This is a genomic window from Spirillospora sp. NPDC047279, from assembly GCF_040643285.1.
In the GTDB taxonomy this organism is placed as follows: domain Bacteria; phylum Actinomycetota; class Actinomycetes; order Streptosporangiales; family Streptosporangiaceae; genus Spirillospora.
Genome location: NZ_JBEYUA010000007.1, coordinates 438,666 through 453,816 on the forward strand (window position 1 = coordinate 438,666; position 15,151 = coordinate 453,816).

The following is a 15,151-nucleotide window of genomic DNA, read 5'->3' on the forward strand; positions in this document are numbered from 1 at the left end:
GCTGTGATGGAGCCACGCCCCCGGACGAAGGAGGCGCCGGACCACGGAGGAGAGAACATGACCACCACGCGCAAGGCCGCCGCGACCACGACCGCCGCCAAGTTCGACGGGTTCACCGAGGACGAGCGCGCCGCGATGAAGGAGCACGCCCAGGAGCTGAAGAAGGCAGCCCGCCGCGCCCCTGGCAAGGCCGGCGCGGACGGCGAGCGGGACGTGCTCGCGAAGATCGCCGAGATGACCGACGCCGACCGCGCCCTCGCCGAGCGCATCCACGAGATCGTCAAGTCGAGCGCGCCGCACCTCACCCCGCGGCTCTACTACGGGCAGCCCGCCTACGCCAAGGACGGGAAGGTCCTCCTCTTCTTCCAGCCCGCGCAGAAGTTCAAGACGCGCTACGCCACCGTGGGTTTCAGCGACGTCGCCGCCCTCGACGACGGCGTCCTGTGGCCGGCCTCCTTCGCGCTCGCCGGGCTGACCGCCGAGGCCGAGGCGCGGCTCGCCGAGCTCGTGAGGCGGGCGGCGGCCTGAGATCCCGCCCACCGAGGCCGGGCCCACCGCCGTCGGGCGCCCGGGGACGAGAGTCCCGGGCCGCCCCGCGCGCGTGCGCGGGCCCGTTCTCAGCCTTCGGGCTCGCCGGCGGGAGCGCCCTCGGGCCGGAGGATCTCCAGGGCCTGTTCGAGCGCCTTGCCGATCGGGCCGCTGGTGTCGATCCGATGGGCGCCGGGCCACGCGGACGCCTCCGCGGCCATGGCCGCCGCGATCTCGGCGGTGGCGTCCGAGGGCCCGTGCGGACGGTTGCGGAGGCGTTCGGCCGCGAGCCCGGCCGGGGCGTCGCAGCGCATCGCCACCAGGTCGGCGTCCACCGCGGCGGCCAGCGCCTCCGCGTCCTGCCGGTGGCCCGCGTCCGTCCAGGAGGCGTCCAGCACCACGGTCTCGCCGAGGCCGAGCAGCCGCCGCGCACGGTCCAGCAGGACGGAGTAGGTGCGGCCGGTCGACTCCCGGTCGTACAGGCCGGTGCCGTACGGCGCCGCGGCGGAATGCTCGGCCGGGAGGCCGCCGAGCTCCTTGCGGGTCCGGTCCGAGCTGATCAGCGTCGCGCCGAGCCGGTCCGCGACGGCGCCGGCGAGGGTCGACTTGCCGGTGCCGGGGAGCCCGCCCACCAGGATCAGCCCGACCTCGCCGGCCCGCAGATGCCGCAGCGCCACGGCGGTCAGCCGCGCCGCTTCGCGCGCCGCGTGCGAGTCGCCCTGGGCGTGCCGGAAGCACGCGACCTTGGCGCGGACGAAGGCGCGGTAGGCGACGTAGTGGTGCCGCAGCGAGGGCGGGGCGGGGTCGGCGGCGTACTCGGCGTACCAGCGCACGAACCGCTCCGCCAGGTCGGGCGCGCCGAGGCGTTCGAGGTCCATCGCGAGGAACGCGGCGTCGTCCAGGCCGTCCAGGTAGCGCAGGCGGTCGTCGAACTCCAGGCAGTCCAGGATCCGCGGGCCGTCGTCCAGCACGAAGACGTCGTTGGCGAGCAGGTCACCGTGGCCGTCCACCACCCGGCCCGCGGCGATGCGCGCGTCGAAGAGCGGCGCGCGCCCTGCGAGGAAGCGCAGCGTGAGCCGCTCGACCTCGGCCGCGCCGGCCGCGTCGATGGAGCGCCCGTGGAACGGCCGCACCTGGTCGAAGCCGGCGGTCCACCGGCCGCGCAGCGCGTCCCGGGTGCCCTCGGCCGAGATCTCGGCGTTCCGCGGCGCCCGCGCGTGCCACGCCGCCAGCCGCCTGGCGATGTCGCGCAGGGCGTCGTCGACGGGCCGGCGCGCCCGCACCAGGCCGGCCAGCCGGCGGTCCACCGGCATGCGCCGCATCACCACGAGGTGGTCGCGGACGTCGCCGGCCGGCCCGTGCACGTCGGCGACGCCGAGGTAGACGTCGGGGGAGAACCGGCTGTTGAGCTCCACCTCGCGGCGGCAGGCGCGCTCCCGCGCCTCCCGGGTGGTGAAGTCGAGAAACCCCAGGGCCACCGGCTTCTTGACCTTGTACGCACGGTCTCCGGCGAAGAACACGATCCCGGTGTGGGTCTCGCTCACGGCGGCCGGGGCGGTGGGGGAGAACGTCACGTCCCCGGCCCTGTGGCGTTCCATCCCAGCCTCCTCCGAGAACGACCGGCCCGTCGATCTCTCCAGTGCCAGCGTGGCGCCGCCGGGGCCGGGCCGGCAGTGTCGGGAGGTCCCTTGAATCCAGGACCTTCGCCCTTGATTCGGCCGCCTCGCGTGCGCGGGGACCGCCCGCGCGCGCCGGTGGCGGCGCGGCGAGGACCAAGGTCCCTGGTGAGCGCCCGGCGGCAGGACGAGGCTGGAACCAGACCGGTTCGGAAGGGAGTGACCATGCCTCCGTATCCCAACGTCCTGGTCGGCTACGACGGCACGGCGGAGAGCGACCGGGCGCTCCGGTGGGCGGCCGACGAGGCGCGGCTGCGGCACCTGGACCTGACGGTCTGCCACTGCTGGCGCTGGCCGTACCCGATCAGCCACGTCGACGTCGGCATCGAGGCGGTCGTCAAGCGCAAGGGCGAGCGCCTCCTCGACCACGGCGCCGGCCAGGCCGCCCGGCTCGCCCGCTCGGTGAAGGTCCGCACGAGGCTGATGGACGGGCCGGCCTACGCCGCCCTCGTCCACGAGGCCCACGAGGCGGAGCTCGTCGTGATCGGCTCCCACGGGCAGGACGAACCGCCCGTCGGGTCGACGGTGCTGCAACTGCCCGCCCGCGCCGTCCGTCCCGTGATCGTGGTCCGCCGGGCCGGGGCCTTCCGCGAACGCGTCGTCGTCGGCGTGGACGGGTCTCCCGCCTCCGACGCCGCGCTGGCGTTCGCGTTCGAGGAGGCCGCCCTGCGCGGATGGAACCTGCGGGCCGTCTACGGCTGCTGGGAGCCGGGCGCCGTCGCCGACTCCGAGCTGGCCCTCTTCGCCGACGAGGACAAGCTGACGCGCTCCTGCGGCACCCGCCTGGAACGGGCCGTCGCCCCCTGGCGAGTGAAGTACCCCCAGGTCGACGCGCGGACCGCACTCGTGCTGGAAGGCCCCCGGACGGCCCTCCTCGAAGCGGCCGCCGACGCCGACCTGATCGTCGTGGGCGACCGCGGCACGGGCCGCGTAGACCCGCTCCTCCTGGGCGCCACCAGCACGGCCCTCCTCCGGCACGCCCCCTGCGCCGTCGCCATCGTCCACGCCCCGCCGGCCTGACCGGCCGCGGGAAGGCGGTGCCCGGTCAGCGGTTCATGAACCTGGTCTGCATCTGCTTGAGCTTCCTCCCGCACACCTCGGGATCGCATCCGAGGCGTTCGAGCTCCTTGCAGGCGGTCGACTTGAGAAGGTCGCGCGAGAGGCCGAAGTCCGCGAGCCTCCACACGTCCCCGAAGGCGAGGACGTTCGCGGGCTTGAGGTCGCGATGGAGCATGGGAACCCCGGCCAGCTCGACCAGCCCCTGGCCGACCTGGCGGAGCACGTCGAGGGCCGCCATGCCGTCGAGACTCCGGGACTCGATCGCGCCCGTCCCCCGAAAGACCTTCCCCGAATCCACTTTCCTTCCCCAGCCTCGCCGCGGCGTCGTACCACCATTTCGACCCATTTTCACCCCGGAAAGCCACCACGTTCACCATCGTTGCATAGGCATTGAAGTCGCAATCGCTGACCGGCCTGAAGAGGGCAGGCGCGATCCTCGTGATGACATTCCGGCGGGGCCGGTCTGTGAGGCGGTGGGCAAGGGGAGACCCCGGGGGACCGGGTTCGCGGTCTTGGCCCCGGGGTCCTGGTGGGGGGTCAGGTGGTCAGGCGCTTTCTGAGGAGTTCCTTCGCCTGCTCTGCTCCCTTGCGGCTCTCCGCCTGCGCGCGCTGGAAGAAGGCGGTGAGTTCCTGGTCGCCGGCCTGCTCGGCGTCCTTGATGTAGATCTCCAGGCGCAGGACGTTGCTGAGGCACGCCTCGGTGAACCAGATCAGGTTGTAGTCCTTGTCCTTGGTGCCCGTGACCTGACCGGTCTCTTCGGTCGCCATGAGCCTCCTCCTTCGTTGGGGACGCCCCACCTACCCGGAAGTCGGGTTAATACCCCCTTTGGCGCTTTGTGGCTTGGGTGCGGGAGCATGCTCGGGGACCCATTCCAGGTGAGCGCGCGGGACGGAGATCGGTCAGTGAAACTCGACGTTCAGTTGGACGGCCGGCCGGACGAGGCGGCGCGGCGTGCCCGCGAGCTGATCGCGGCGGGGGTGGACGGACTGTTCACGTTCGAGGGGCCGCACGACGTGTTCCTGCCGCTGATCGTCGCGGCGGGTTCGTCGGACGTGCCGCCGACCGACCTGATGACCAACGTCGCTATCGCGATCCCGCGCAGCCCGATGAACCTGGCCAACATGGCCTACGACCTGCAGCTGCTGAGCGGGGGCCGGTTCCGGCTCGGCCTGGGCTCGCAGATCAAGCCGCACATCGAGAACCGGTACGGGGCGACCTGGAGCAGGCCGGCCGCCCGGATGCGGGAGACGGTCCTCGCGGTGAAGGCGATCCTGAACTCCTGGCAGGACGGCACGCGGCTCGACTTCCGCGGCGAGTTCACCAAGCACACCCTGATGCCCCCGACGTTCGTGCCGGGACCGAACCCGTACGGTGTCCCGCCGGTCCTGCTGGGGGCGCTGGGGCCGGTGATGACCCGGACCGCGGCCGAGGTCGCCGACGGGCTGCTGGTGATGCCGTTCCACAGCCACCGGCATTTCCGCGAGCGCACGCTCCCGGCCGTGGCCGAGGGACTGGAGCTGGCGGGGCGCGAGCGGATCGACCTCTACCCGCAGGTGATCGTCGCGATGGGCGGCACCGCCGAGGAGGTCGATGCGGCGGCCTTCGGGGTGAAGGCGCTGCTGGCGTTCTACGGCTCGACCCCCGCGTACAGGCCGGTGCTGGACGTCGAGGGCTGGGGGGACCTGCAACCCGAGCTGAACGCGCTGTCCAAGACCGGCGACATCATGACGATGATCGGCCTGATCGACGACACGATGATGCGGACCCTGGCGGTGGCCGGAACGCCCGCCGAGTGCGCCGCCGAGATCAGGGCGCGGTTCGGTGACGTGGCCGAACGGGTCTGCGCCTACTTCCCCGGCTCGACACACCCGCAGGAGACCATCGCCGCCCTCGCGAACGAGCTGAAGCGAACGCCCTGAGCCGCCCGCTCACCCCGCGCGCCGGCCGTTACGGCCCGTGAGGAGGTCCGTGGGCTGCGCTGAAGGCGAAGTGGGGGATCAGGCGGCCGCCGCGCGTCCTCACGGGGGTCGGCGCCGATCACGCGCGCGGCGGTGGTCGCCTCGAGGACCTGGACGAAGGTCCGGCAGATGTCAGGAGTTCCCGTTCCTGGCGCGGTGGATCATCGGCTCGATGAACCAGAGCCAGGCGGCGAGCGCGGCGGCGCCGGCGGCCGTGACCAGGGGCAGCGCGCCGTTGAAGATGTAGTCGACCACCATCATGGTGGACGCGGTGATGGAGACCGCCAGGGCCAGCGTGCCGATCATCCCGTAGAGGTTCGAACGGCGGACGAGCGATTCCTTGAGGCCCTGCCGGAACAGGATCCGATGCTGGGCGACCGGGGCGATGAAGAACAGCGAGGCGACGGCCGCGCCGACCAGCGCCACGTAGTACAGCCAGCGGTCGAACGAGTCGAGCTTGGCGAAGCCGACGGAGAACGGGACCGTCAGCAGGAAGGCGAACAACACCTGGATGCCGGTGACGGCCACCCGGAAACCTTGCAGGAGTTCGACGAAGTTGCGGTCGGCTCGCTCGGCGGGGCTTTCTTCCTGGGTTCCTCTGCGTGCTGGCTGCTCGGGGTCGCTCACGCTCAGCTCCTTGAGGGCACGGGGGTGGATGAGTTTGCGCAGATCGTACGTTCGCGACCCTCGCGGTTCCAGGGCGAGCCGACGGGCGCGCAGGAGAGGCGGTGACCGGCCGGTGCCGGTCACCACGCGGCGAGAGTCAGAGCTTCTTGGCGAGCTTGGTGTCGGCGACCCGCTTCCACGTGCGGGGCAGGTCTTCGAGCGTGTCGGTACGGTCCTGGACGGCGATGAGGATCCCGAGCGCGTAGGCGTCGGCCGGGCCGTCGGCCCTGGCGTCCTCGATCCCCGACAGGTGGTCGGCCGCGACGATGCGGTCCTGGTGGGCGCCGAGGACGTCCTGCAGCTTGCTGGCGCGGCGGGAGATGCGGCGGGCGGGCTTGCCGAGCACCGGTTCGGCCGCGTCGGCGGTGTAACGGAGCCGCTTGGCCGCCTTGCGCGTGCCGTGCAGCGCCGCGTCCCGGTCCGGCCCCTCCGGCAGACCCTCGGCCGCCCGGTACTTCTTGATCATCTTGCGCCGGGCGCGGGCCACGATCTCGCGTTCCTGCTTGCGCGCCTTGCGGTGGGCGTCCCCGGTGACCGGCGGGTCGGTCAGGACGTCGTCGAGCCGTTGCAGCAGCGCCATGTAGCGCGCGCTCCGCAACCGTTCACGGAGCCCGTCCCGCGCGGCGCTCTCCTGGTCGGCCAGTTGCTTCAACCAGCCCGGCCGGCCGGGCGGATCGGGGTACGCGGCGAGCTGCCCGTGGAAGCGGGCCTGGAGCACCTCCAGGTCCCGGACCTCACCGAGGGCGTCGGCCAGCCATTTCAGCTCCGCGTCCAGGACGTCGGTGCGGGCGCGGTCGAGCAGGCGCCGGTGCGTCCGCAGGATGCTGCGCACCCGGCGGATCGACGTGCGCATCTTGTGCACCGAGTCGTCGTCGTGATCGGCCAGCCGTACCAGCGGGTCGTAGGAGAGCATCCGCTCCACGAGCGCGTGCAGGTAGGTGGTCATCGTCTCGGCCGCCGTACGGTACCTCTCGGGCCGTTCGGCCGGGGCGGCGTCGTCGCCGAGCACCACGACGAGCTTGGCGGGCGCGTCGCTCGACCGGGCGCCGGAGCCCACCAGCTGGTCGCCCACGTCGCTCAGCAGGTCCGGAGAGCCCTCCACGAGCTCGACCTCCAGCTCGCGCCACGAGGTGACGCCGTCGCCGAGCCGGTCGAGCCGCAGCCCGGTGACGCGGTCGTCGGCGAGCTGGCCCAGGACCGAGCCGTCGTCGGCCAGCAGCGCGTGCTCGGTGCGGTCGGTGCGCAGCTCCGCCACCGTGGTCAGCGGCGCCCCGCGGGTCCGGGCCAGGACCAGCTCGGCCAGCTCCGCGGGCACGTCGTCGTCGGGGTCGCCGGCGGGCCGGCTGATCTCGTGCCGCTCGCCCTTGGTCTTGGGCAGCTTGAGATGCCAGCCGTCGTCGTCGCCGCCCGTCCGCCGGCGCAACGTGATGCCGTGGCGGGCCAGGCGCAGGTCCTGGGTGTCGTAGTAGCGGGCCAGCAGCGTGTGGCGCACGGGCGCGGCGACGTTCGACAACCCCGGAACGTCGCGTAGATCAGGGAGGGTGAACTCGTGATCGGTCTCGTACTTGCGTTCGATCTCGACATGGCCGGCCATGTCGGCTCCTCCTCCTAGGACGATTCAGCTCAGATCCTCTTGCCTACCCCTTGAGGAGGATCTACACGGAACCAGAGGAAGAACCCAGGTACCGGCCCACGGCCCCGCAAGGCCTGGTCCTCAGCTCGGGTATGGGGGGAGTCGGCGGAGGAGGTAGAGCCAGGCGGCTTGGAGTTGGGGCGGGGCGTAGCAGCGGGCGCGTTTGGCGAGGGACTCGGCCTCGTCCGAGTGGTCGTAGGTCGTTGTGACGGCGGCGGTCTGGAGCTGGGTGCGGCAGGCTTTCTCGAGGAAGATCGCGGTCATGACGGCGGTGGGGACGTCGGGGCCCGCGGTGACCAGGCCGTGCCGGTGGAGGAGGAGGGCGTTGCGGTCGCCGAGGGCGTCGGCGACCGCCCTGCCGAGCGCGCGGTCGCGGATGAGGTCTCCGGTGGTGGTGAAGCGGGCGATGTCGGGGGGCCAGAACAGGGTGCCCTCGTGGCCGATCGGGTGGAGGGGGAGGCCCGTGGCGGCGAAGGCGACGGCCGACTCGGCGTGGCTGTGCACGACCGCGCCGACGTCGGGGCGCGCGGCCATGATCTCGGTGTGGATGGGGTATTCGAGGTGGACGGAGCCGTCGCCGTTCAGGCGTGTCCCGTCGCGGTCGATGAGGACGACGCGGTCGGGGGTGATCTCTTCCATTCCGTGGCCGGCGGCCTTGAGCCAGAGGCCCGCGCCGTCCGGGTCGCGCAGGGAGAGGTGCCCCCAGATGAGGTCGGCGTTGCCGTGCGCGGCCAGCACGCGGCAGCCGAGGGAGACCTCTTCGGCAGGGGTCACCGGGGGGCCCTGGTGAGGAAGTCCCCGACGATCCGGTTGAACTGGGCGGGCTGTTCGAACATCGGCCAGTGCCCGGCGTCGGTGATCATGTCGAACGTGGCGTTGGGCAGGATCTCGGCGGCGCGGCGGCCGACCTCGGCGGGCGTGGTGGGGTTGTGGTCGGTCCATACCACGAGGGTCTCGTGGGTGATGCGGGCGAGGTCGTCCTCACCGAGCATGTGGACCCGGTTGGCCTCGCCGGGCTGCTCGGCCACGAGCTTGGCCAGCGCCTTCTCGGTGCCGGGCAGCGTGTAGTAGCGGTAGCGGCATTCGACGAGCTCGTCGGTGACGGTGGCCGGGTCGACCATCAGCCACTCCAGCCGTTCGCGGACGCTCTCGCGGGTCGGCGCCGAAGCCGCCTTGGTGGTGACGGCCTTGACCTGGGCGTGCACCTTCTCGCTCTCGGTGGCGCGGCCCGGGTCGGAGAGGAGGAGCCCGGCGCCGGTGACCGAGACGAGCCTCCCGACGCGGTCGGGGTGCTTCAGGGCGGTGTGCAGGGCCGTCCACCCGCCGAGGGACTGGCCGACCAGGTGCGCGCGTTCGGCGCCGATGGCGTCGAGGAAGCCGATGAGGTGCCGGGTGAAGACGGGGGCGTGGTAGGTGACGTCGGTCGGACGGGCGGTGAGGCCGTGCCCGAGCGCGTCGATCGCGTAGACCCGCAGGCCGCGTTCGGCGAGGGGGACGATGTTGCGGAGGAAGGCCTCGGCGTGGCCGGTGAGGCCGCCCATGAGGATGACCGCGTCGCCCTCCCCGGCCTCGATGGAACGGGTGCGCCAGCCGGCGGCGTCGCGGAAACGGGTCTCGGCGCCGAGGGAGTCGGTCCAGAGTGACATCAGTTCTCCTTGCTGAGGAATTCGATGAGGGCCTCGTTGACGAGCTCGGGCCGCTCGAACTGCGGCCATTGCCTGGCCCCCGGGACGGTCAGGACGTTCGCGTCCGGGACCGCCTCGCGGGCGGCGGCGACCACGGCTGGAGGCGTGTGGCCCTCGTCGCCGCGCACGAACAGCACGGGCATGGTGAGCCAGGCCAGCCGCCGGGGTGTCAGGAGCGAACGGTCGTTGCCGGCGGCCCGGACGAGGCGGTGGACCTGCCGGGCCTGCTCCGGCCGGTAGAGGACGGTCCGGACCTCCACCAGCTCGGGGTCGACGCGGCCGGGGTCGGCGAGGAGCCCCGCCAGGCGGGTGCGGACGCTCTCGGGCGTGGGGTCGGCATAGGCGCGGCCGCCTCGTTCGTAGGCGGCGCGGGTCGTGGCGTCGGTGAGGCGTTCGGCCTCGGACTGGAGCCCGGCCGGCTCGATGAGCACCAGCCGCCGCACCCGTTCGGGCGCCCGAAGCGCGAGCAGCGCCGCCGTCCAGCCCCCGAGCGACTGGCCGACGAGGTCGGCGCGGTCGAGCCCGAGCGTCTCCAGCACCGAGAGGGCGTGCGCGGTCAACTCCTCGACGGTGTAGCGGGCCGCGGGAGGGCGGCCGGTGAGCCCGTGGCCCAGGAGGTCGAACGCGATCGCCTGCCGTCCGGCCGCGGCGAGCGCCGGCAGGTTCCGGGCGAAGGTCTCCAGATGCCCGCCGCGCCCGTGCAGGAGGACGACCGGGGGACCGGACCCCAGGGACACGATCCGGGTGGGCACCCCTCCCGCGACGACGTGCCGGACCTCGGCGCCGAGCAGGTCGGTCCAGAGGCTCACAGGTGTTCCCGCAGGAAGCCGAGAGTGCGTTCCCAGGTCAGCCGTGCGGCCTCAGGGTGATGGTTGGGGTGGGTGTCGTCGTGGTACGCGTGCCCGGCGCCCGCGTAGACGTGCACCTCGGCCGGCTGTCCTGAACGTTCGAGCGCCTCCTCCAGCCGCGCGACCTGGTCGAGGGGGATCACCTCGTCCGCGCCGCCGAAGTGCGCCTGCACCGGGCAGCGGACGGTGCCGGCGATGTCGATGCGCGAGCGGACGCGGCCGGTCGGGCTGTAGGCGGCGGGCAGCTCGGGCAGTCCGTACAGCGGAACGGCGCAGGCCAGCCGGTCGGTGCCGGTCGCCCAGGCGAGCGCGAGGCCGCCACCGAGGCAGAAGCCGACGACGGCGGCGCGGGAGGCGTCGACGTCGCCGCGGCCGGCCAGGTAGTCCAGGCCGGCGTCCAGATCGGGCATCGCCTGCTCGTCGCGGGCGGCCAGGAACGCCTTGGCGCGCCGCTCCTCGGGGCTGGAGTAGTCCTGCGGCGGGCGCCCGCCGATGCGGCTGTACAGGTCGACGGTCAGGCAGGCGAAGCCTTCGGCGGCGAAGAGTTCGGTGACGCGTTCCCGGTGGGCGGTGACGCCCAGGTTCTCGTGGGCCATGACGACGACGGGCGGCGGGGCGCCGCCGGGTGCCGCGGGGGGCAGCGCCAGATAGCCGCGGATCTCGTCCGGGCCGCCGGGGAAGCTCACCCAGCCGGCGTCGGCGGGCGTTCGCATAGGTCCTCCGTGAGGTCAGCCCGCTCTGGGCGAGCCCGGCGGCAGGGTGGCCGCCGCTCGTCCGAGCAGGTACTTGATATGGGTGCCGAGGGCTTCGAGCCGGCGCCGCGACATACGTTCGGTGTGGCCGCAGACCGCGACCGCACCGGCCGGGCGCCCGGCGACCATGACGGGGACGGCGACCCCGGCGATGCCGGGGATGAACTCGCCGACCTCGATGGCGTAACCGTGCCGCCGACAGATGCCGAGCTCACGCTGGAGCGCGGCGGGGTCGGTGATGCTGGCGGGCGTGCGCTGCGCCAGGTGCAGCGTGGGGACGATCTCCTCGCTCTCCTCCGGGGGCAGGCCGCCGAGGATGGCGCGGCTGATGCAGCCGTTGCCCAGCGCGGAACGCCGCCCCAGCGGTGACAGCGACTCCGGCGAGTGCGGAGCCTCGCGCTTGCCGGTGATGAGCAGCGAACGGTCGCGCCAGTCGATCTCGGCGATGAGCACGGTCTCGCCGGTGGAACGGATGAGCTCCTCGGCGACGCCCTGCGTCAGGTGGGCCAGCGCGGTCGTCGCCGAGACGAGGCTGCCCAGTTCCAGGAGGCGGTTGCCCAGGACGTAGGCCCCGTCCTCCTCCTGCCGGAGGAACCCGCGCTCGACCAGCGTCACCGCGATGCGATGAGTGCTGGTCTTGGGCACCCCCGCGGCGTCGGCCAGCTCGGAGAGCTGCAGGCGCGGATGGGCCGCGCTGAAAGCGCTGAGCACGTCCAGCGCCCGGTCGACGGAGCGGACCCCGCGGCGGCGCGGCCCGTTCTGCGGAGCGGAACCGGAAGGAGGAGGGACGGGAGAGTCGGCCATGGGAACCTCACGAGCAGTAGGGTGGCGCCTTGCTCGCATTCTCCCTGGTCACAAGGGTCTCGGGGACCTTGGCGATCTTCTGGGCGCCGGGCGTGCCGCGCAGCAGGCCGACGACGTTGTCGATGGCCATCTCGCCGACGCTCCGGGGCGTGTTGCTGACCGTGACCGCGAACTCGCCGTTGGTGATCGCCTTGACCCCCGCGGCGCTGCCGCCATTGGTGAGGATCTTGATGTCGTCGCGTCCGGCGGCCTTGAACGCGGCCAGGACGCCGAAGGCCATGTCCTCGTTGTGCACGAAGACGTAGGAGACGCGAGGCCGTGCCTGGAGCATGTTCTCCGCGACGTCCTGGGCCTTGGCGCGCTGCCAGAGCGCGGGCTGGTCGAAGACGACCTTCGCGGAGCCGCCGAGGGCCTGCTTGAAGGCGTCGTTCATCAGGTCGGCCGCCGCGCCGGGGGCGCCGCCGACGATGCCGACCTCGACCGGCTTCCCGCCGCTGTCCTTCAGCAGCCAGCCGCCGAGCTCGCGGCCGACCTTCTGCACGTCGGTGACCACCGCTCCGAGGATCTTGCTCTGGTCGACCGAGGCGACCGAGGTGAGGAAGATCGGGATACGGGCGCGGTTGGCGCGGGTGATGCCGCCCTCCAGCGCGTCGATGTTGACCGTCTGCACGACGATCACGTCGACCCGCTTGACGATCATGTCGTCGATGTTGGACAGCTCCTTGGCCGGGTCCATCGCCGAGTTCGAGGTCAGGAGCGTGACCCCGGCGCCGGCGGCCCGCGCCTGCATGGACCGCTGGAGGCAGGTGTGGAACTCGATCGAGTTGCCGTTGACGAAGCCGACCGTCAGCTTCTTGCCGGACGGGGCGGGCGCGGCGGCCTTCCCTCCCTCGTCGACCGAGCAGCCCGTGAGGGCGAGGCCCGCGGCCAGGGTGAACGTGGTGAGCGCTATGACGCGCCTGCGGGGCGGGGCGTGGTTTGCGCCCGGAGTGGCGACCATGTCGGTCCTCCCGAATCGTTGCGGGGTGGTGGGGTGGGCTGCGGGGGGCGGGAAGGGCCGGTCAGTGGGAGCGGCCGCGCAGGTGGTTGGTGATGGCCGCGACGAGCAGCACCGTGCCGAGCGCCACGTTCTGGTAGTGGGAGTTGATCTGGAGCAGGTTGAGGGAGTTGGCGACCACGCCGAGGAGCACGACGCCCAGGACGGTGCCGGCGAGGGTGCCGCTGCCGCCGTGCAGGGCGGTGCCGCCGATGACGACCGCGGCGACCACGGTGAGCTCGAGGTGCAGGCCGCCGGTGCCGGGGCTGGCCGCGCCGAGCCGGGCCACGAGCATGACCCCGCCGAGCCCGGCGAGCATGCCGCCGAGGGTGTAGAGCAGCAGCTTGGTACGGACGACGGGGATCCCGGCGAGGCGGGCCGCGTCCTCGTTGCCGCCGATCGCGAAGGCGTTGCGGCCGAACGCCGTCCAGCGCAGCACCAGGGCCGCGGCCGCGCAGACGATCACGGCGACGATCACCAGGGCGGGCACGGTCCCCGCGACCTCGCCGAAGCCCAGCGGCATGAGGTGCTCGCCGATCGAGACGCTCTTGCCGTCGATGATGAGCAGGGCCGCCCCGTCGAGGACGGTGGCGGTGGCCAGCGTCGCCACGAACGGCACGACCTTCATGCGCGTCACCACCAGCCCGTTGACCAGGCCGATGGTGGCGCCGAGCGCCAGGGCCAGGACGACCGCCGTCCATTCGTTCAGGCCCGCGACGATGAGCTGGGCGACGACGCCGTGGGTGACGGCCGCGATCGCGCCGAGCGAGAAGTCGATGCCGCCCGCCGTCATGAGGAGGGTCAGGCCCGCGGCGAGGACGGCGATGACCGCGATCTGCTGCGAGACGTTGATCAGGTTCGGCCCGGTCAGGAACACGTCGCTCCTGGCCGCCGTGACGGTGCCGATGACGAGCAGCACCGTCAGCAGCCCGGCATGCCGGGAGACCCCGGCGGGCGGTGCGAACCGGCGTAGTCCTCGCGGCGCGGTGAGTGCGGTCATGTCTGGTCTCCTCCAGCGGTCAGCGTTACGAGGTCGTCCCGGGTCACCTGGTCGATGGGGGAGTCGGCGACGATCCGCCCGGAGCGGACGACGACGACGCGGTCGGCGAGCCGCAGGACCTCGTCCGGATCGCAGGAGCAGAGCAGGACGGCGGTGCCGCGGCCGGCGAGCCCGTCGACGATCCGGTGGATGTCGGCCTTGGCCGCGACGTCCACGCCGTTGGTCGGCTCCTCCAGGAGGCAGGCGGCCGGCTCGCCGTCGAGCCACGCCGACAGCAGCACCTTCTGCTGGTTGCCGCCCGACAGGGTGGAGACGGGCGGGTCGGCGTGGAGGGCGGTGACGCCGAAACGTTCCCGGGCCCGGCGGCCTTCGGCGTGGACGTCGCGCCAGCGCACGAGCCAGGGCCGCGACCGTCCCCTGCGGACGAGGTCGAGGTTCTCGTCGACGCTGAGGCCGGGCACCAGCCCGTAGGACAGCCGGTCGCCGGTCACGCACCGCAGGCCGGCGGCCAGGGCCGCGCGGACGTCGCCGGGCGCCACCCCGGCGCCGTTCACCGTGACGCGGCCGTCCGAGGCCCGGCGGAGGCCGGTGAGCAGGCGGAACAGTTCGGACTGGCCGTCACCGACCGGGCCGAGGACCGCCACGACCTCGCCGGCCCGGACCGTCAGGTCGAAGGCGCGAAGCCGTCCCCCGGCCAGCCCGGTCAGCTCCAGTACCGGTTCGCCCGCGCGGCGGCGCGCGTCCGGGCGTTCGTGCACGACCCGGTCTCCGACCATGGCGCGGATCAGGGCCGGCAGGTCCAGCCCGGCGGAGTGCGCGACGGTGGCGACGTGCCCGTCCCGCAGCACCGTGACGCGGTCGGCGAGGTCGAGGACCTCGTCGAGGTGATGGGAGATGTAGACGATCGCCACGCCGCGGTCGCGGAGCGTGCGGACCAGACGGTGGATCCGCTGGGCGTCCCGGCCGCCCAGCGAGGCCGTCGGCTCGTCCAGGATGAGCACGCGGCCGCCGAGGTGGACCTCGCGGGCGATCTCCACGAGGGTCTGCTCGGCGGGGCCGAGGGTCCCGGCGACCGTGTCCGGCGGCAGGTCGATGCCCAGGCCGGCCAGGGCCCGGGCCGCCTCCTCGCGCACCCGCCGCCACTGGACCCGCCCCGCCCGCGCCGGGAGGCGGCCGAGCAGGAGGTTCTCCGCGACCGTCAGGGTGTTCACCAGGGTGCGCCGCTGGTGCACGATGCTCACACCGGCTCCGTGGACGCGGCGCGGGGTGAGCGTGCCCTGGATCCGCCCGTCGATGAGGATGTCGCCCGCGTCGGGGGCGAACGAGCCGCAGATCAGCTCCACGAGCGTCGACTTGCCCGCGCCGTTCATCCCGACGACGGCGTGCACCTCGCCCGGCAGCAGCGTGAAGTCGACGCCGGCGAGAGCCTGGGCGCCGCCGAAGGCCTTGCGCACGCCGCGCAGTTCCAGCACCGGCGCCTGGGGGCGTTCGTCGAGGGCGGCCAT

The 15,151-nt window shown here is 73.0% G+C and carries 16 protein-coding genes; 3 read left to right on the forward strand and 13 right to left on the reverse strand.

From position 1 onward, the window contains the following. The first annotated feature begins 57 nt into the window (after positions 1-57). Positions 58-528 carry a DUF1801 domain-containing protein gene (locus tag ABZ810_RS20800; protein WP_358405293.1) on the forward strand — a complete coding sequence of 157 codons (471 nt, stop codon included), beginning with the start codon at positions 58-60 and terminating at the stop codon, positions 526-528. Between the two features lie 89 nt (positions 529-617). Here ABZ810_RS20800 and ABZ810_RS20805 read toward each other — a convergent pair whose 3' ends face one another. Further along, the gene (locus ABZ810_RS20805; protein WP_358405295.1) at positions 618-2,126 is read right to left on the reverse strand and encodes an AAA family ATPase; all 1,509 of its coding nucleotides are present in this window, start codon (positions 2,124-2,126) and stop codon (positions 618-620) included. 243 nt (positions 2,127-2,369) lie between these two features. On the opposite strand from ABZ810_RS20805, the gene ABZ810_RS20810 reads away from it, so the two are divergent. Continuing rightward, the gene (locus ABZ810_RS20810) at positions 2,370-3,224 is read left to right on the forward strand and encodes a universal stress protein (protein ID WP_358405297.1); all 855 of its coding nucleotides are present in this window, start codon (positions 2,370-2,372) and stop codon (positions 3,222-3,224) included. A gap of 25 nt (positions 3,225-3,249) precedes the next feature. On the opposite strand, the gene ABZ810_RS20815 is transcribed toward ABZ810_RS20810, so the two are convergent. Together ABZ810_RS20815 and ABZ810_RS20820 are read right to left on the reverse strand one after the other, a co-directional pair. Further along, entirely contained in the window at positions 3,250-3,561 is a 312-nt protein-coding gene (locus ABZ810_RS20815; RefSeq protein ID WP_358405300.1) for a protein kinase, read from the reverse strand. A 239-nt stretch (positions 3,562-3,800) separates the two neighbouring features. Then, positions 3,801-4,031 carry a hypothetical protein gene (locus ABZ810_RS20820; RefSeq protein WP_358405303.1) on the reverse strand — a complete coding sequence of 77 codons (231 nt, stop codon included), beginning with the start codon at positions 4,029-4,031 and terminating at the stop codon, positions 3,801-3,803. 135 nt (positions 4,032-4,166) lie between these two features. Here ABZ810_RS20820 and ABZ810_RS20825 point away from each other — a divergent pair, with 135 nt between their 5' ends. Next, complete coding sequence (locus ABZ810_RS20825) at positions 4,167-5,183, forward strand: TIGR03617 family F420-dependent LLM class oxidoreductase (RefSeq protein ID WP_358405306.1); 1,017 nt, start codon at positions 4,167-4,169, stop codon at positions 5,181-5,183. A 171-nt stretch (positions 5,184-5,354) separates the two neighbouring features. Here the strand turns inward: ABZ810_RS20825 and ABZ810_RS20830 are convergent, their stop codons facing one another. The 10 genes from ABZ810_RS20830 to ABZ810_RS20875 all read right to left on the reverse strand — a co-directional run bounded on the left by ABZ810_RS20830 (position 5,355) and on the right by ABZ810_RS20875 (position 15,151). Beyond that, a complete protein-coding gene (locus ABZ810_RS20830) occupies positions 5,355-5,849 on the reverse strand; it encodes a DUF6328 family protein (protein WP_358405309.1) in 495 nt (164 codons plus the stop codon). Positions 5,850-5,985: 136 nt separating this feature from the next. Next, complete coding sequence (locus tag ABZ810_RS20835; RefSeq protein WP_358405311.1) at positions 5,986-7,482, reverse strand: CYTH and CHAD domain-containing protein; 1,497 nt, start codon at positions 7,480-7,482, stop codon at positions 5,986-5,988. Between the two features lie 120 nt (positions 7,483-7,602). After that, complete coding sequence (locus tag ABZ810_RS20840) at positions 7,603-8,295, reverse strand: class II aldolase/adducin family protein (protein ID WP_358405314.1); 693 nt, start codon at positions 8,293-8,295, stop codon at positions 7,603-7,605. Then, on the reverse strand, positions 8,292-9,167 hold the full coding sequence (locus ABZ810_RS20845; protein WP_358405316.1) for an alpha/beta fold hydrolase: 876 nt from the start codon (positions 9,165-9,167) through the stop codon (positions 8,292-8,294). The genes ABZ810_RS20840 and ABZ810_RS20845 overlap by 4 nt, the downstream gene beginning before the upstream one ends. After that, positions 9,167-10,015, reverse strand: coding sequence for an alpha/beta fold hydrolase (locus ABZ810_RS20850; RefSeq protein WP_358405318.1), 849 nt, complete (start codon positions 10,013-10,015; stop codon positions 9,167-9,169). Before ABZ810_RS20850 ends, ABZ810_RS20845 begins: the two co-directional genes overlap by 1 nt. Then, positions 10,012-10,767 (reverse strand): dienelactone hydrolase family protein, encoded by a 756-nt coding sequence (locus ABZ810_RS20855; RefSeq protein WP_358405320.1) that lies wholly within the window; start codon positions 10,765-10,767, stop codon positions 10,012-10,014. Before ABZ810_RS20855 ends, ABZ810_RS20850 begins: the two co-directional genes overlap by 4 nt. Positions 10,768-10,782: 15 nt before the next feature. Then, entirely contained in the window at positions 10,783-11,610 is an 828-nt protein-coding gene (locus ABZ810_RS20860) for an IclR family transcriptional regulator (RefSeq protein ID WP_358405322.1), read from the reverse strand. A gap of 7 nt (positions 11,611-11,617) precedes the next feature. Then, positions 11,618-12,610, reverse strand: a complete 993-nt coding sequence (locus tag ABZ810_RS20865; protein ID WP_358405324.1) for a sugar ABC transporter substrate-binding protein — start codon at positions 12,608-12,610, stop codon at positions 11,618-11,620. Positions 12,611-12,671: 61 nt separating this feature from the next. Further along, complete coding sequence (locus ABZ810_RS20870) at positions 12,672-13,646, reverse strand: ABC transporter permease (RefSeq protein WP_358405326.1); 975 nt, start codon at positions 13,644-13,646, stop codon at positions 12,672-12,674. After that, positions 13,643-15,151 (reverse strand): sugar ABC transporter ATP-binding protein, encoded by a 1,509-nt coding sequence (locus tag ABZ810_RS20875; RefSeq protein WP_358405329.1) that lies wholly within the window; start codon positions 15,149-15,151, stop codon positions 13,643-13,645. The genes ABZ810_RS20870 and ABZ810_RS20875 overlap by 4 nt, the downstream gene beginning before the upstream one ends.

What these genes read in the sequence shown, in the direction of transcription:
- ABZ810_RS20800 (WP_358405293.1), top strand. Translation starts at nt 58, where the DNA reads ATGACCACCACGCGCAAGGCCGCCGCGACCACGACCGCCGCCAAGTTC.
- ABZ810_RS20805 (WP_358405295.1), bottom strand. Translation starts at nt 2,126, where the DNA reads ATGGAACGCCACAGGGCCGGGGACGTGACGTTCTCCCCCACCGCCCCG.
- ABZ810_RS20810 (WP_358405297.1), top strand. Translation starts at nt 2,370, where the DNA reads ATGCCTCCGTATCCCAACGTCCTGGTCGGCTACGACGGCACGGCGGAG.
- ABZ810_RS20820 (WP_358405303.1), bottom strand. Translation starts at nt 4,031, where the DNA reads ATGGCGACCGAAGAGACCGGTCAGGTCACGGGCACCAAGGACAAGGAC.
- ABZ810_RS20835 (WP_358405311.1), bottom strand. Translation starts at nt 7,482, where the DNA reads ATGGCCGGCCATGTCGAGATCGAACGCAAGTACGAGACCGATCACGAG.
- ABZ810_RS20845 (WP_358405316.1), bottom strand. Translation starts at nt 9,167, where the DNA reads ATGTCACTCTGGACCGACTCCCTCGGCGCCGAGACCCGTTTCCGCGAC.
- ABZ810_RS20855 (WP_358405320.1), bottom strand. Translation starts at nt 10,767, where the DNA reads ATGCGAACGCCCGCCGACGCCGGCTGGGTGAGCTTCCCCGGCGGCCCG.
- ABZ810_RS20860 (WP_358405322.1), bottom strand. Translation starts at nt 11,610, where the DNA reads ATGGCCGACTCTCCCGTCCCTCCTCCTTCCGGTTCCGCTCCGCAGAAC.
- ABZ810_RS20865 (WP_358405324.1), bottom strand. Translation starts at nt 12,610, where the DNA reads ATGGTCGCCACTCCGGGCGCAAACCACGCCCCGCCCCGCAGGCGCGTC.
- ABZ810_RS20870 (WP_358405326.1), bottom strand. Translation starts at nt 13,646, where the DNA reads ATGACCGCACTCACCGCGCCGCGAGGACTACGCCGGTTCGCACCGCCC.
- ABZ810_RS20875 (WP_358405329.1), bottom strand. Translation starts at nt 15,151, where the DNA reads ATGGCCGCCCTCGACGAACGCCCCCAGGCGCCGGTGCTGGAACTGCGC.